16 protein-coding genes are annotated in these 14740 nt (G+C 49.3%); 8 read left to right on the top strand and 8 right to left on the bottom strand.

The window, feature by feature from the left end; genetic code table 11:
* Nucleotides 1-45: 45 nt before the first annotated feature.
* Nucleotides 46-852, bottom strand: coding sequence for an IclR family transcriptional regulator domain-containing protein (locus tag AC1MEO_RS14240; protein WP_480331455.1), 807 nt, complete (start codon nt 850-852; stop codon nt 46-48).
* A gap of 172 nt (nt 853-1024) precedes the next feature.
* Between AC1MEO_RS14240 and AC1MEO_RS14235 the strand changes: the two genes are divergently transcribed.
* From AC1MEO_RS14235 to AC1MEO_RS14200, 8 genes are all read left to right on the top strand, one after another.
* Nucleotides 1025-1792, top strand: a complete 768-nt coding sequence (locus tag AC1MEO_RS14235; protein ID WP_480331454.1) for a dioxygenase family protein — start codon at nt 1025-1027, stop codon at nt 1790-1792.
* A gap of 84 nt (nt 1793-1876) precedes the next feature.
* The gene (locus tag AC1MEO_RS14230; RefSeq protein ID WP_480331452.1) at nt 1877-2710 is read left to right on the top strand and encodes an alpha/beta fold hydrolase; all 834 of its coding nucleotides are present in this window, start codon (nt 1877-1879) and stop codon (nt 2708-2710) included.
* A gap of 40 nt (nt 2711-2750) precedes the next feature.
* The gene (locus AC1MEO_RS14225; protein WP_480331450.1) at nt 2751-4409 is read left to right on the top strand and encodes an SLC13 family permease; all 1659 of its coding nucleotides are present in this window, start codon (nt 2751-2753) and stop codon (nt 4407-4409) included.
* A gap of 22 nt (nt 4410-4431) precedes the next feature.
* Complete coding sequence (locus AC1MEO_RS14220; RefSeq protein WP_480331448.1) at nt 4432-5151, top strand: carboxymuconolactone decarboxylase family protein; 720 nt, start codon at nt 4432-4434, stop codon at nt 5149-5151.
* 21 nt (nt 5152-5172) lie between these two features.
* Nucleotides 5173-5859, top strand: coding sequence for a CoA transferase subunit A (locus tag AC1MEO_RS14215; protein WP_480331446.1), 687 nt, complete (start codon nt 5173-5175; stop codon nt 5857-5859).
* On the top strand, nt 5856-6497 hold the full coding sequence (locus AC1MEO_RS14210) for a 3-oxoacid CoA-transferase subunit B (RefSeq protein ID WP_480331444.1): 642 nt from the start codon (nt 5856-5858) through the stop codon (nt 6495-6497). The genes AC1MEO_RS14215 and AC1MEO_RS14210 overlap by 4 nt, the downstream gene beginning before the upstream one ends.
* A 20-nt stretch (nt 6498-6517) precedes the next feature.
* Entirely contained in the window at nt 6518-7657 is a 1140-nt protein-coding gene (locus AC1MEO_RS14205) for a muconate cycloisomerase family protein (protein WP_480331442.1), read from the top strand.
* Nucleotides 7654-8847, top strand: a complete 1194-nt coding sequence (locus tag AC1MEO_RS14200) for a thiolase family protein (protein ID WP_480331440.1) — start codon at nt 7654-7656, stop codon at nt 8845-8847. Before AC1MEO_RS14205 ends, AC1MEO_RS14200 begins: the two co-directional genes overlap by 4 nt.
* A gap of 78 nt (nt 8848-8925) precedes the next feature.
* Here the strand turns inward: AC1MEO_RS14200 and AC1MEO_RS14195 are convergent, their stop codons facing one another.
* The 7 genes from AC1MEO_RS14195 to AC1MEO_RS14165 all read right to left on the bottom strand — a co-directional run bounded on the left by AC1MEO_RS14195 (nt 8926) and on the right by AC1MEO_RS14165 (nt 14688).
* Nucleotides 8926-9273: a GNAT family N-acetyltransferase gene (locus AC1MEO_RS14195; protein ID WP_480331438.1), complete on the bottom strand. Its 348-nt coding sequence runs from the start codon at nt 9271-9273 to the stop codon at nt 8926-8928.
* A gap of 26 nt (nt 9274-9299) precedes the next feature.
* Nucleotides 9300-9704 (bottom strand): DUF1259 domain-containing protein, encoded by a 405-nt coding sequence (locus tag AC1MEO_RS14190; protein ID WP_480331436.1) that lies wholly within the window; start codon nt 9702-9704, stop codon nt 9300-9302.
* Between the two features lie 466 nt (nt 9705-10170).
* The gene (locus AC1MEO_RS14185; protein ID WP_480331435.1) at nt 10171-10356 is read right to left on the bottom strand and encodes a hypothetical protein; all 186 of its coding nucleotides are present in this window, start codon (nt 10354-10356) and stop codon (nt 10171-10173) included.
* Nucleotides 10357-10387: 31 nt separating this feature from the next.
* Entirely contained in the window at nt 10388-10876 is a 489-nt protein-coding gene (locus tag AC1MEO_RS14180) for a flavodoxin domain-containing protein (RefSeq protein ID WP_480331434.1), read from the bottom strand.
* Nucleotides 10857-11903 carry a ribonucleotide-diphosphate reductase subunit beta gene (locus AC1MEO_RS14175; protein WP_480331432.1) on the bottom strand — a complete coding sequence of 349 codons (1047 nt, stop codon included), beginning with the start codon at nt 11901-11903 and terminating at the stop codon, nt 10857-10859. Before AC1MEO_RS14175 ends, AC1MEO_RS14180 begins: the two co-directional genes overlap by 20 nt.
* Before the next feature lie 12 nt (nt 11904-11915).
* The gene (locus tag AC1MEO_RS14170) at nt 11916-14201 is read right to left on the bottom strand and encodes a ribonucleoside-diphosphate reductase subunit alpha (protein WP_480331431.1); all 2286 of its coding nucleotides are present in this window, start codon (nt 14199-14201) and stop codon (nt 11916-11918) included.
* 1 nt (nt 14202) lies between these two features.
* Nucleotides 14203-14688 carry an acyl-CoA thioesterase gene (locus AC1MEO_RS14165; RefSeq protein ID WP_480331429.1) on the bottom strand — a complete coding sequence of 162 codons (486 nt, stop codon included), beginning with the start codon at nt 14686-14688 and terminating at the stop codon, nt 14203-14205.
* Between the last annotated feature and the right edge of the window lie 52 nt (nt 14689-14740).

Here is a 14740-nt window from a genome sequence, read left to right as displayed (position 1 = left end):
CCAATAAAAAAACCGCCTTTCGACGATTTTGTGTCTTACTATCCGCTATACATAAGGTGAAGTATCGGTCGCCGCAATTGCCTGGCTTATTTTTTCAGCACTGTCCTGCAGAATCGGCAAAAATTCTTCCCGTAACGTTTCTTTTGATGTTCTTCCGGCATGTGCGGAGCAATTGATCGCAGCGATGACTTTGCCTGTTTTATTGCGCAGCGGTACAGCAATAGAGCGCAGCCCTTCTTCAAATTGCTGATCTACCCCGCCCCAGCCGCGCTCGCGCACTTCAGCAAGGGTTTGGCGCAATTGCTCTTTGTCCGTGATGGTCTTGCTTGTAAACTGTTCAAAATCAATGGCATCCATATACGTCTCCAGCTCTTCCTCCGGCAAATAGGCGAGCAGCACATGCCCCATCGAAGTGGCATAGGCCGGAAGACGGGAACCAACGTCCAAGTTGATGGACATGATGCGCTTGGTCGAAACCCGCGCCACATAAAGAACATCGGTGCCGTCCAAAATAGAGATCGAACACGATTCTTCCGTCTTCGCTACAAACTCCCTCATAAATGGATGAGCCAAGCTCCAGGTATTATTCGATGACAGATAAGCGTAACCCAGCGATAAGGTCCGCGCCGTCAGCGAATACGTATTATTTTTAGATTCTGCAAATCCCAGATGTTCCAACGTTAAAAGGATCCTGCGCGCTGTCGGACGGCTCAACCCTGTTTTCTTTGCTACTGCGCTTACGGTAAGAGACCGGTCCTGCTGTGAAAAAGCCTGGATGACCTGCAATCCCCGGTCCAATGATTGAATATAATCTCCACTATTTTTAAAATTGTCTGATTCTTTTGTTGACAAAACCACTACCTCCTATGCTAAGATGACATTGTACGCATTACGATACATTGTACGCTTATCGTACAACAATTATCTGCCACTGGCAAGCATTATATTTTTTACCGGTTGTGAAGGCGGTTACATTCACGGCTTCACACTTAAAATACCATCCCATTATTAGGAGGAATTTAAGATGACAGAAAAAACGGTTGTAAACGAACGCGTATTGGGAGCTTATGAAGGGTTTGTTAAGCATTTGAAGAATTTCCTGGATGAGCAGCAATTCAACCATGAAGAATACACGAACTTCGTCAAATGGGCCGATCGCTTAGGACGCAGCGGAGAGATTCCTTTGTTTCTTGATGTTTTTGTGGAAACCCATGTACTGGAATCGAAATACAAAAATTCACCAGGAACCGAACCTTCCCTGCTTGGACCTTATTACGAAGAAGGCTCTCCTGTTCTTGAGGAATCACCATTTGTTATGCCTATGAGAGAAGATGAGCCAGGCGACAAATTGACTTTCCGCGGAAATGTAAGTTCGATCAATGGACCATTAGCCAAAACAAAAGTGGAATGGTGGCAGGATGATGCAGATGGCTTGTATTCAAACTACGACTCGCCTGCGCCGGACTTTAATTTGCGCGGCCAGTTCCATACAGATGAAAACGGTGATTTTGAAGTACATTCAATCGTACCGATCCCTTACCAAATTCCGACGAGCGGCCCGACTGGTGAATTCACTTTTGCAGCCGGCTACCACGCATACCGTCCAGCTCATATCCATATCAAGTTTGAGCATGAAGGACATGAGACCTTGATCACGCAAGTATTTTTCGAAGGGGATGAATGGCTGGAGACAGATGTTGCCGGCGGCGTCCGTTCTTCTCTCCTAACGAAGCTTGAAGATAAAGGCGATCATAAAGAAGCATCATTGAACTTTGTCATGAGAACTAAATAATCTGCCAAAAAGCTGCCGGGATCCTCCTGGCAGCTGATTCTTTTTAATACAGGAACTGACAAATATGAACTGGAGTGGATGTAAGTGGAACTTTACAAAGTGGAGGTCAATGGAAACGAAATTCAAGTAGCCGATTACCCAGGAGAAGGAGGGACCATCATCGCCATACACGGATTAACCGGGACGCATAAGAATATGCATTATTATGCCGAACAGTTTAAAGGCGATTACCGGTTTATCTCGGTAGACCTCCGTGGCCGCGGCAATAGTGCGGCAGCGGATCTCGACACCTCCATCTTCAAGCACGCCGAGGACATTTTAGGCTTGATTGAAGAATTGAAGATCGTCAACCCGATCTTGCTCGGCTATTCGATGGGTGCTTTCATTTCGGCGATTGTCGCCAGCCGGCTGAAATCAGTCAAGGCGCTGATCTTGCTCGATGGCGCCGCCAAAACGTCCGAACACCAAAGAGGGATTGTCCAGCCATCCCTCGGGAGAATCAGCCGTGAATTTACTTCCAAACAGCATTACACGGAAGAAATCCAGAAAATATACGCAAATCTTGGAATTGAGTGGAATGAAGTATTGCAGGAAACGGCGGAATACGAAGTCGGCCCCGCAAACGGCCATTGGGAAAACAAAGCCACTGAGTCCCGCATCGTGGCAGATTTCGATAGTTTTTATTCTTTCGATCCGGCAGAAATCTGTCCGCAGATCGAGTGTCCGGTCCTGCTGGTTTACGCGGAAGGCAATATTGGGTCGATGCCGCCTCTCTTCTATCTGTCCGATTATGATGAGACACAAAAATACACCAAAGGGATCAAGACAGTCGTTTCAGGCGCCAACCATTACACCATGGTATTCGAACAACGCGAAGAGATTCTGCAGGCAGCCCAAAGCTTCCTGGAAGAATTGTAAAAAAGCATCCTGCAAAGGGGTGTACGGGGGGAAATAGTATATGAAGTATTCATTGACCACATTAAACAAACGCATGTGGAAATCGCATAAGCAAACAAAAGATCTGCTGACAATGGCAGAGCTTCGCAATTCCGGCGGTGCTGGGGTGGCAGCCGCGGAGTTTCCCGGAAAAGATTCTGCAGCTCCTGCAAGTGAAAAAACCAAACCAAAAAAGTCCTATAATTTATCCCAAAAAATCGGGCTATTTTTAGGCCCTGCTTTATTTCTGCTGATCCTGTTCTTGCTGCCGCTTCCTGGACTCAGCACGGAAGGCCGGGCAGTATTGGCCGTAACCGCTTGGATGGCCGTCTGGTGGATCCTTGAAGCAATGCCGCTTGGCATCACTTCGTTGATGCCGCTGGTTCTTTTGCCTTTGCTGCAGACAGTCGAGGCCGGCGTTGTCGCTTCCAGCTACGGGGATAACCTGATCTTCCTGTTCATCGGCGGATTCGCCCTTGCTTTGGCGCTGGAACGCTGGAACCTCCATGAACGAATCGCCTTGTCCATCATCAGTGCAGTAGGCGCCAGTACGTCAGGCTTGGTGCTCGGCTTTATGCTGGCAACAGGGTTCCTGTCGATGTGGGTTTCCAATATGGCTACGGTCATGCTGATGATCCCGATCGGTTTGGCGATCATCGCGAAAGTCGTCACTTTAATGAAGGAAGATGACGTCTATACGAAAGAAGAAGAAACGAAATTCACCAAATCCATCATTTTTGCCATCGGTTTCGGTGGAACAATCGGCGGCAGCGCCACGTTGATCGGGACGCCGACGAACTTGGTGCTTGCGGGACTGGCCAGTGAGTTACTAGGCTTTGAAATTTCCTTTGCCCAGTTCTTCATTTTCGCCTTTCCATTAGTAGCTTTACTGATGATCGTATCAATTTTCTATATTACAAAAATCGCCTATCCAATGAAAGTTAAAAATATCCGAAACGGCAAGCAATTTGTGGTTGACCGTAAACAAGAACTTGGCAAAATGAGCTATGAAGAAAAAATCGTCTTGACGATTTTCAGCCTGACCGCTTTTATGTGGATGACAAGAACTTTTATCTGGAGCGACATCATTCCAGGATTGAGCGATACGATGATTGCGATGGTTGCGGCCATCCTTCTCCACTTGATCCCAGCTTCAGGCGATTCGGGAGACCGGATTTTAAATGGCGATTCGTTGAAGAACATGCCTTGGGGCGTTCTGCTGTTGGTCGGTGGCGGTCTTGCACTGGCATCCGGCTTTAATGGCACGGACCTGGCTTCTTGGATCGGCAGCCAATTGCTGTTGCTTGAAGGCACTTCCTACCTGCTGATTCTTGCTGTTACTACCTTGCTTGGCATCGCCATGACACAAGTGACGCCGAACACCGCGACGGTGACCATTTTGGTGCCGATCACTGCCGCGCTCGCTTTGGCGATCGATGTCCATCCGCTGCCGTTGATGACTGCCGTCGCGATGGGTGCAGGCTTTGCATTCATGCTGCCGATTGGTACGCCTTCCAACGCCATCATCTTTGCAACCGGAAAAATCACGATGATCGATATGCTGAGAAAAGGTTCCGGACTGACGGTTCTCGCTTTCCTTCTCATCGTTGTATTCGTCTACTTTATCCTTCCGGTCGTTTTTGGCATCAACCAGCATGAATATCCAGACAGCTTAAAATAAATGAAAAACCAGGAGTGATAGTATGAGCAAAGCGTTAGATTATTTCAAAGAAGTGTACGATGAGGTGCCTGGATGGGTCCAGAAGATGCACGATTACAGCCCGGCGGTATTGGACACCTATACAGGAATACGCGGGGAAATCATGCAGGACGGTACTTTGTCCCGTAAGGAAAAAGATGCTTTGATCGCCAGTATGAACGCAGCGCGCCTGTATTCCCGGAGCATGCTGTTCCATACAAAAGGCGCCATCGACTTTGGCTATACCGTACCGGAACTGGCCGAATTTTTCCTGACTGCCTACTTGTACAAAGGTGACAAAGCCTTAGCATTGGCACTTGAAGCGGTCTCCTATGCGCTCCAATTGCAAGGGAAAACAGGGACGCTGCCGGACCCGGCTCCCGAACAGGCAGCTGATTCCCTGAAGACTATCATTGACTGGCTGGACGGCGAAGATACGCTTTATCTGGAAGAAACAGTGGCGCTCATCCGCTCCGGAAACCCTGAAGATATTCAAGCCAAGATTTTGGGAGATGGGCTGTTGTCCTCCCGTTTGAAGCATTTGAACATGGCCGGCAATTTTATCGTGGAACTGAACGGCAAAGGCGCGGCCCCTTGGATGGACAAGGCGCGGACTGCCGGCGCATCAGAGGCGGATCTGGCCGATATCGGCTACATCTGCATCCTGACTGCCGGCATCCCTGCCTGGTTCGAATTGAGCGACTCATTGAAAACAACCGAATAATCACCGAATGGAGGATTTCAGATGACAAAAATACAGCACGATATCACAAAAGCTCTGGAATGCATCAAATCTGGAGACACGGTCCTGGTCGGAGGCTTCGGCCTGATCGGCGCCCCCCTTACATTGATCGAGGGGCTGACGGAACGCGATGTCAGCGACTTGACCATCGTCAGCAATAACCTTGGCGAATCCGGCAAAGGACTGGGGATTCTGCTCAATCAAAATAAAATAAAAAAAGGCATCGGCTCTTATTTCACCAGCAACCGCGATGTCGGCGACAAATACCAAAAAGGTGAAATCGAATTGGAGTTGCTTCCGCAGGGCACACTCGCTGAATCACTCCGTGCAGGCGGTGCAGGCCTTGGCGGCTATTATACAACGACAGGCGTCGGTACGGATTTGGCGATCGGCAAAGAAGAGCGCGAAATCGATGGCATTTCCTACATTTTGGAGAAGGCCATCCGTGCAGACGTCGCCTTGATCCGCGCCCACAAAGCGGACACACTGGGGAACCTGGTCTACTACAAAACGGCGCGCAACTTCAACCCGTTGATGGCTACGGCAGCGAAAATCGTCATTGTCGAAGTGGATGAAATCGTTGAAGCGGGCGCATTAAACCCTGAAGAAGTGGTGACTCCCTTCATCTATATCGATACGATCGTCAAAGCACAGCAAGTGTTGACGAAAGAAGGAGTGGTGGCTGTATGACTGTCCAACTGAACAAAACAGAAATGCAACACGGCATTGCCAAGCGCGTCGCACAGGAACTCGCTGGCCCGTGCATCGTCAATTTGGGCATCGGAATCCCGACTTTGGTTGCCGAGTATATGACTGAAGACAATATTTATCTTCACACGGAAAACGGACTGCTTGGTGTCACCGATGTGGATGATGAAGCGATCGATCCCAATCTGGTCAATGCCGGCAAACTGCCGGTCGGCGAAGCCGTTGGCGCTTCATTTTTCAACAGCTCGGATTCGTTTGCCATGATCCGCGGCGGCCATGTGGATGTGGCGATTCTCGGTGCCCTTCAGGTGGATGAAACCGGCGTGATCGCCAATTGGGCGGTTCCCGGCAAGAACATCATGGGTGTCGGCGGTGCGATGGATTTATTGGTCGGAGCGAAAAAAGTGTTTGTGACGATGAGCCATACCTCAAAGGACGGCAGCTCCAAACTATTGAAAAGATGCACTTATCCGATCACTTCTACACGCCAAGTCGATATGATCTTTACAGAACTGGCGGTATTCAAAGTGAACGCCGGCCAATTAGAGCTGGTGGATTTGATGCCTGGCGCAACCATTGAAGAAGTTCGTAAAAAAACCGAAGCAGCCTTTATAGAATAGAAGAAAGAGGGTTTGTACACATGAAAATACGTTCATTTGACGTTTATATAGTCGATTTGCCGACCATCCGGCCGCATCAACTGGCGATGCATACCATCGTCTCGCAGACAATCCTGCTCGGTTGCGCTACAGACGAAGACGGACGTGAAGGCTGGGCGGAAGTCGCCACTATCGGCGGCGCTTCCTATGGCGAATCCACGCCGGAAGCGATCAAAGCCAATATTGATGCTTACATCGCGCCTTTGGTCATTGGCCAGGATCCAATCCATTTCGATAAGATCATGAACGATGTATCAAAGCTCGTACGCGGCAATTACTTCGCCAAAGCCCTGGTCGAAGGAGCGATTGTCGACCTGGCAGCCAAAAGCAAAAATATCGCGGCCTTTGAGTTGTTCGGCGGGCAGATCCACAAATCACTGCCGATTGCCTGGACACTGGCAAGCGGCAATACGGAAACCGATATCGAAGAAGCGCAGGAAATGCTCGAGAAAAAACGCCACAACATCTTCAAGCTGAAGATTGGCAAGGGCGACCCGTACCAAAACGTGGAACATGTCCGGAAAATCAAGCAAGCACTCGGCAATCAGGCGCGTTTGACGGTCGACATCAATCAGGCATGGGACGAAGATACATCGAATTACTGCATCGCTTCTCTTCAGGATGCCGGTGTTTCAATGGTCGAACAGCCGCTGCAGGCTTGGGATTTCGAAGGCATGTCACGTTTAACCGCTAAATTCACCGTGCCGATCATGGCAGATGAAGCGGCAACCAGCATCCAGGACGTTTTTCGGATCGCCAAATACCGTGCCGGAAATTCCATCGCGTTGAAACCCTGCAAGCATGGCGGATTGACACAGACGAAAAAAGTAGCCGGCATTGCAGAAGCCGCGGGACTCGGCCTTTACGGCGGCACCATGATCGAATCGAGCCTCGGTACTGCTATGTGCGCCCAGTTGTACGCCACGTTGCCTGAAATGAAATTCGGCACCGAGATATTTGGTCCGTTATTGTTCAAAGACACTCTCACAGCCAACGACATCCGCTTTGAGAATTTTGAGGTCATTGTGCCGGACGGTCCCGGCTTCGGCATGGAAATCGACAAGGAAAAAGTGAAGCATTACGCACGCAAGTTCCAGTCAGAAACGGAGATGACGATTTGAAAAATACAGTGATAGTAGATTCAGTCCGCACCGCAATCGGCAAGCTTGGCGGCGGCATCGGAAACGAAACGGTCGACTTTCTAGGTTCTCACGTCATTGAAGAATTGCTGCGCCGGACTCAATTGGACCCTTCCGCTGTGGAAGAAGTCATTTTAGGGCAGGCTAAACAAAGCGCCGATGTTTCCAACTTGGCCAGAGTCGCTATGCTGCGCGCAGGCATCCCGGCTGAAGTGCCGGGCTATACCATCCACCGCCAATGCGGTTCCGGCGTGCAGGCTTTGAATTCAGCTGCCCAGCAAATCCAGACAGGCCTCAGCGATATCATCATCGCTGGCGGAGCCGAATCGATGAGCACTGCCCCTTATTATGTCAATAATGTACGATTCGGCACAAAATCTGGAGACACCCTGCTGAAAGATCCGAATACGGCAAGCCAGCCGGGATCGCAGCCACGTGAGATTTACGGCGAACTGAACATGGGCATCACTGCCGAGAACGTCGCGGACAAATACGGCATCTCGCGCCAGCAGCAGGATGAATTTGCTCTGGAAAGCCAGGAAAAAGCCGCCAACGCTATTTCAAAAGGTTATTTCGAAGCCCAGATCGCTCCTTATCCGGTAAAAACGAGAAAAGGCGTCATCGAGTTCAAAACGGATGAACATCCGCGCGAAACGACGCTTGAGAAATTATCGCTCTTAAAGCCGGTCTTCAAAGAAGGGGGCACTGTTACGGCAGGCAATGCCAGCGGACGGAATGACGGAGCTGCGGCTCTACTCGTTATGTCGGAAGGTGAAGCCCTTAAGCGCGGTTATCAGCCAAAAGCACGCATCCTTGCCCAGGCTTCTGTCGGCTGTTCTCCTGAGCTGATGGGTATGGGTCCTGTACAGGCAACGTTCAAGGCCTTGAAACAAGCCGGATTAAAGGTGGAAGACATCGATATCGTCGAATTGAACGAAGCTTTCGCCTCCCAATCTGTCGCCTGCATCAATGAACTGGGATTCGATCGCAGCAAGGTCAATCCGAACGGCGGCGCGATTGCCATGGGCCACCCCATCGGAGCAACGGGTGCGATTCTGTTGACGAAATTAACACACGAGCTGGAGCGCACCGGCAAAAAATACGGTTTGGTGACGCTTTGCATCGCCGGTGGAATGGGCATTGCGACGATTATTGAGAATGTGAACGCATAAACAGAAAAAGGCAGAAGCCCGGAAAAGAATCAGGCTTCTGCCTTTTATTGTGCTTTGAATTGATTCGCTAGCTGCCTCTCAAACTCTGCATTTCATCAAAAAGGCTTTCGTTTCCTCTGTCGGTTTGGCCTTCCGGTTTCCCATCAGCTTTTCGACACGTGCCACCATCTTCTGGCCGATTCCTTCTCCGCGAAATGAAGGAACCACCGAAATGTGATGGATAGTGAAACTTTCATCATCTTCTACCTGAACACCGATCGCCCCGACATAATCTTCGCCTTCTTTCCAAAGGAAAAGCTGCCAGTCGGGACGTTCATTATATCGTTCCATCGTTTTTTTCAGTTGTTTGACATTTCGCTCCTGCGGCATAAAGGACAACAGCCCCATAGCGATTTTTTCATGTGATTGTTTGTATCTGTTCAGCATAGGCATCCCCTTTCTTCAGCGATTGCTTAAATTAATGAGCTTTGCTCAATGGCATCGAAAGCGGCAGACAGCCTGGCAGCAAAATCTTCAGGGGCTTCTTCTGAAGACAAAGTGACGCAAATGATGTCCGGATTGCTGTCCATACGATGCTGATAGGTGTTCGGCAAGGGAATTGGATGCTGGTGGAGTGCATCGATAAAGAGAGTCAGCTCCTTTGGCAATAGGAATATCTCTGCTTGATTGAATGCTTTTCCATTATCTTTGAGGTTCTTGAAGGAAATGTCATGGTCTAAAGCACAGGTGAAGTTTTTGCCATAAGAAGAAATATTGATGATCCTTTTTCTTTTGATCAAGCATTCTCCTGCCTGCAGTTCTACTTCGGCGTTCATCAGCATGCCCACTTGTTCGGCCAATTGCTCTAATTGTTCCATCCCGCTCATCCTTTCTATTTTTTCCAGACGATACCATTAGATGTTAAAAACAGTAAATTTACACATAAAAACGCCGAAAAGAATCGAGAGACTCTTTTCGGCGTTGCCTACAGCACTAATGTCTGTCACATCCAGCCAAATTATTTATGGAATATTTGTTTTTTCTTTAGCTTTTAAACTGATGAAAATTGAGTCTTAAACGGAAACTCTAGTGTTTTCCGTTCGCCCCTAATTTATCATCTTCGGAAAGATAAGTAAAATATTTGATGTGAATTTTCTGACAAATACCACACCATGGATTGCCGTTTCCATTCATCCACCCGCCGAAAAGATTGAATAGCCGGACAGCTTATCCCATATTTTTCTATACCCCTTTACTGGAATAAAACACTCTTGCTCCAAAATAAAAATCCGCCAAGCGGCGGATTTAAATCTTGCTTTGTTGGTAGTTTCTAAAGGACAGCATTTAATCTTCCTCTTCTTCTTCAGAATCCTCATCATCAGACTCCGAGTCATCCGTATTGGACTCTTCTTCATTCTGCATTTCCGAATCTTCATTGTCTTCAGCAGGCTCATCGTTGCCGCATGCAGCGAGTATCCCGATTGATAAAAACCCGGCAACTCCAAGCTTCAGCCATTTTCCTTGTACCATTTGCACCGCTCCTCAACATATTAGTATATAGTCATTCATACCCTTTGTTTTGAGAGGAAAACCTTGGGATAGCGGCCGGCGTGAACAGTTCCACCAATTTTTCGCAGCGGACGATATCACTGGTCTGCGGCAGCAATTCCACTTTGAGGGTCGCAACCAGCTGGGTCTTCACAAACAGCATGTCGCGAAAGCGGTCAACCGCGCCGCAAAATTCGGCAAAAAAGCTGTCTCCGGTGCCGAAAACCGCTGTTTGGAGCTCTTTTCTGTCCAATTTCTCGATGGCTTGGTACAAAGCGTGCATTTCTTCCGGAATTTCGCCGCTCCCCCATGTATAGGTGCCGATCAATACCACATCACAACCGGACAGTTTGGACAAAGGAAATTCTTCTACACGGTACAGATTCGTCTCAAGACCCTGGCTCAATGCAGCCTCCTGCAGCATCTCCGCTAACTGCCACGTGTTGCCGGTGACAGAAGCATAGACGATTGCCAGCTTCGGGCTAGAGTTCGTCAAAGCCATTCGACTGCGACACCTTCGTATAGGTCCGTGATTTCTGTTCGAAAAAGTCGGATTTCGTATCGTTCATCATATCGTCTCCAAAAACTTGGATCCACGGCATCGGATTGCTGCGCTCTTCGTAAAGATTGTCCAATCCCAACTGGCGCAGCCGTTTATTGGCCAAATACTCCACATAACCGGCAAACTCCTCCAGATCCAGTCCCTCGATATCCTCCAGAATATAATGCGCCCATTCTTTTTCAAGCGCCACTGCCCGGTCGATGGTCGTGTAGATGTATTGGATATTTTCGTCCGTGTTCAATTCCGGATTTTCCGTCAACATGATGCGGATAAACTGGGCAATAAAATACGCATGCTGCATTTCATCGCGCTGGATATAGCTGATCATCGTGCTGGTCTTCAGCATTTTCTGCTGGCGTGCCAGATGATAGAAAAAGGCAAAGCCGGCATAGAAATAAATGCCCTCCAGGTTAATGGAGTTGACGCTCAGCTTGAACAGGTTTTGCGGCGTCGGATTTTGGCGGAACTCCTCGTAGGCATCCAGGATCAGATCGTTGCGTTTTTGGACAACCGGATCGCTTTTCGCCTGGTTGAAGCGTGCATTCTGCTCACTGACCGAGACCAGCGAACTCAAGATGTAGGAATACGACTCGGTATGGACCGCTTCCTGTTGCGAAATGACCGCAAAAATGGCCTTGAAGCTGGAATCCGTGACATAATCCATGGCCTGGCTCATCGTCGGGGTCTGCAGGCTGTCGAGTGATGCCAGCTGCGTATTGATGCGCAAAAAGACATCCCTCTCCACATCGCTCAAGCTGTCCCATTGCTTGATATCGTCTTGCATATTGATTTCCTGCGCTTTCCAGAAGTTGGCCAAAAGTGCCTGGTACAGATCATACATCTGCGGATAGGCGATATCGTTCCAGTTCAGCAAGCCCGAAGACTGGCCATTCAAGACGCCAGTCGATTTGTTCGGGTGCTCCGGATTCAATAATTTAATCTTCGTCAACGGTTCGTGTATAGTCATCGGAATCCTCCTTTAGCTTTGGCACGCTTCGCATTCTTCAATTTCCGCCTGTGACGTGCTGCGGACGTAATAGGTCGTTTTCAGGTGCTGCTTCCACGCTTCCAGATGAAGCTCCAGCAATTCTTTCGCTTTGATGGTATGCGGCACATAAAAGTTAAAGCTGATGGACTGGTCGATATGCCGCTGCCGCGCTGCGTTTTGGCGGATACTCCATTTCTGGTCCAGCACGTGTCGTGCACGGCGGTAATAATCGTATGTGTTGTGGTCCAAATCAGGCGCCGTCACCTTGAACTTGAAATTCTTTTTCTCTTCCGCGTATTCAACAGCGTAAAGGGGATCGATGCCATCTGTTGAACCGCCGATTTTGGCAGTAGACGAGTTCGGCGCGACGGCCATCATCCAGCCGTTTCGGACACCGTTTGTGGCCACTTCCTGCTGCAATTGCTCCCAGCGTTCACCGCTGTAGTTGCGGCGTTCAAAATACTCGCCGGTCTGCCATTCAGAACCTGTAAATTTGCTGAAGGCTCCTTTTTCTTCGGCCAGCTGCATCGAAGCGCGGATGGTCTGATAAGCGATTTCCTCGTATAGCGAATCCGCAAATTCCACAGCCTGCTCGGTTTCCCAATGGATGCCTTCAAGCGCCAGGAGGTGGTGCCAACCGAAAGTTCCAACGCCCACCCCACGATATTTTTTATTGGTCGCATCGGCCTGCCCGACGGAAATGGTATTCAAGTCGATGACGTTATCCAGCATACGCACCTGGACCCGTATCACCCGCTCCAGCACGTCGGCTTTGAACGCTCTTGGCAAGTTGATGGATGACAGGTTGCAGACAACAAAATCGCCCGGCTTGCGGACCATGACAAGGTTGCCGTCTTCATCGGTGTATTCTTTCATGATGGTGGTAGCTGACATGTTTTGCATAATTTCCGTGCACAAATTACTACAGTAAATCGACGTCAGCCCTCTTCCTCTGGTGTGCTTGTTCGGGTTTTGGCGGTTCACTTCGTCCCGGTAGAACATATACGGCGTGCCGGTTTCGAGCTGCGACACCATGATGCGCGCCATAATCTCCATCGCCCGGTAAGTTTTGCGCGGCAATAGTGGGTGATCCACAGCTTCCTGGTATTTGTCGCTGAAGTATTTCTCATCGGTTTCATCGTAAAAATCTTCAAGCCCGAGCGCGTTGCCGTTTTCGTCTTTCCAGCCCATCACCTGCTTGATCTGGTGCGGACAGAAGGTATGCCATTCACCGATGCTGCGGCCTGTTTCGTCTTTTTCCTGCAGCCGTTCCATGAACAGATCCGGGATCGACACGCCGGTGAAAATATCATGCGCTTTGCGGCGTTCATCGCCATTATTAGTCTTCAGGTCCAGAAATCCATTCATGATGTCTTTATGGAAAACATCCAGGTAAATCGCTACTGCGCCTTGGCGCTGGCCCAGCTGATCGACGCTGACCGCCGTATCATTGACCAGGCGGATCCATGGCACGACGCCTGATGAATTGCCCTTGAACTTTTTGATATCCGAGCCCAACGCCCGCACTTTTCCGTAATAGATTCCGATGCCGCCCCCGTCTTTGCTGAGGCGGGCAATGTCCCAGTTGTTCAAATAAATGCCGTCCAATGAATCATCAACGGTATCGATAAAGCAGGACGACAATTGGCCGAAGCTCTTGCCGGCATTCGACAAGGTCGGTGTCGCCACTGTCATATACAGATGGCTCATGGCCCAGTATGCTTCTTTGACCAGTTCCAGCCGCTGCTCTTTCGGCTCGTTTTGCATCAAGGTCATCGCGATGACCAGGAAACGCTCCTGCGGAAGTTCGAACAAGCGCCCTTCATAATCTTTCGCCAAATAGCGGTCTGCCAGCAGGAACAAGCCAATGTAATTGAACAGCAGATCCCGCTCCGGATCGATTTCAGTGCCCAGTTCAGCGATTTCTTCTTTCGAATAAGCAGCCAAAAGCTCTCCTGAATAAATGCCGATGCTTGTAAGTTCGTTAATAAGGCCATAGAAATCACCGTATTTCTCTGAAGCGGAAAAGTTCCGGCTGTCTGCAGCTTTTCCATACAAGTCGCCGGCATACAATTCAGCTGCCACATACGTCCAATCCGGCTCATCCATGGTGATGCGGTTCAGCGCATACAGCAGGGATTGTTCTCCTTTTGCCTGTCCTGCCAATTTCGCCGCCCGTTCCAGCAGTTCCCGTGTATCCAGTCCGTATACTTCTGTTGCGCGTTGCAACGCTCTTTCCACTGCATTTATTTCTGTTTCTTCGATTTTCAGATTCATATCAGCACAACTCCTTTGCGTATTCGTTCACTTTCATGCGGCGCTGTTTCCGTTCCTGTGCGCTTTTGAATAGTTTTTCTTCGGCTGGCGTTTCCGGAATTACTCCGGTTACTGGCGTCGGCTTGCCTTCGCTGTCGACTGCCACCATCGTCAGGATAGCCGTAGTCGTTAAACTTTTATCACCGGTTTCAATATGCTGGCATTCAGCTTTGACATACACTTCCATCGATGTTCGGCCTGTTGAAATGACGACCCCTTCTAAAATGAGAATGTCCCCCACTTTTGCAGAAGACAGGAAATTCACGGTGTCGATTGATGCCGTGACCACCGCTTTTCCGCTATGCCTCATGGCTGTGATCGCGGCAATCTCATCTATGTATGCCAATACGGTGCCGCCGAAAATGGTGCCCATATGATTGGTGTCTGGCGGCAGCACCAGCCTTGTCTGGATGGTTCTTGCTACGCCTGCTGCTAATGGTTTTGTCATCTGCAATCAATCCTCCATCTTTGTGTACAAGAAAAAATCCCATCCTCTCAGG

The organism is Planococcus sp. BI3 (genome assembly GCF_056680115.1).
This window is presented reverse-complemented; position numbering and strand designations above follow the sequence as displayed.

Bases quoted from the DNA above. Each gene is read 5' to 3' on its own strand.
- AC1MEO_RS14235 (WP_480331454.1), top strand. From the start codon at position 1,025: ATGACAGAAAAAACGGTTGTAAACGAACGCGTATTGGGAGCTTATGAA.
- AC1MEO_RS14225 (WP_480331450.1), top strand. From the start codon at position 2,751: ATGAAGTATTCATTGACCACATTAAACAAACGCATGTGGAAATCGCAT.
- AC1MEO_RS14220 (WP_480331448.1), top strand. From the start codon at position 4,432: ATGAGCAAAGCGTTAGATTATTTCAAAGAAGTGTACGATGAGGTGCCT.
- AC1MEO_RS14215 (WP_480331446.1), top strand. From the start codon at position 5,173: ATGACAAAAATACAGCACGATATCACAAAAGCTCTGGAATGCATCAAA.
- AC1MEO_RS14210 (WP_480331444.1), top strand. From the start codon at position 5,856: ATGACTGTCCAACTGAACAAAACAGAAATGCAACACGGCATTGCCAAG.
- AC1MEO_RS14205 (WP_480331442.1), top strand. From the start codon at position 6,518: ATGAAAATACGTTCATTTGACGTTTATATAGTCGATTTGCCGACCATC.
- AC1MEO_RS14195 (WP_480331438.1), bottom strand. From the start codon at position 9,273: ATGCTGAACAGATACAAACAATCACATGAAAAAATCGCTATGGGGCTG.
- AC1MEO_RS14190 (WP_480331436.1), bottom strand. From the start codon at position 9,704: ATGGAACAATTAGAGCAATTGGCCGAACAAGTGGGCATGCTGATGAAC.
- AC1MEO_RS14185 (WP_480331435.1), bottom strand. From the start codon at position 10,356: ATGGTACAAGGAAAATGGCTGAAGCTTGGAGTTGCCGGGTTTTTATCA.
- AC1MEO_RS14180 (WP_480331434.1), bottom strand. From the start codon at position 10,876: ATGGCTTTGACGAACTCTAGCCCGAAGCTGGCAATCGTCTATGCTTCT.
- AC1MEO_RS14175 (WP_480331432.1), bottom strand. From the start codon at position 11,903: ATGACTATACACGAACCGTTGACGAAGATTAAATTATTGAATCCGGAG.
- AC1MEO_RS14170 (WP_480331431.1), bottom strand. From the start codon at position 14,201: ATGAATCTGAAAATCGAAGAAACAGAAATAAATGCAGTGGAAAGAGCG.
- AC1MEO_RS14165 (WP_480331429.1), bottom strand. From the start codon at position 14,688: ATGACAAAACCATTAGCAGCAGGCGTAGCAAGAACCATCCAGACAAGG.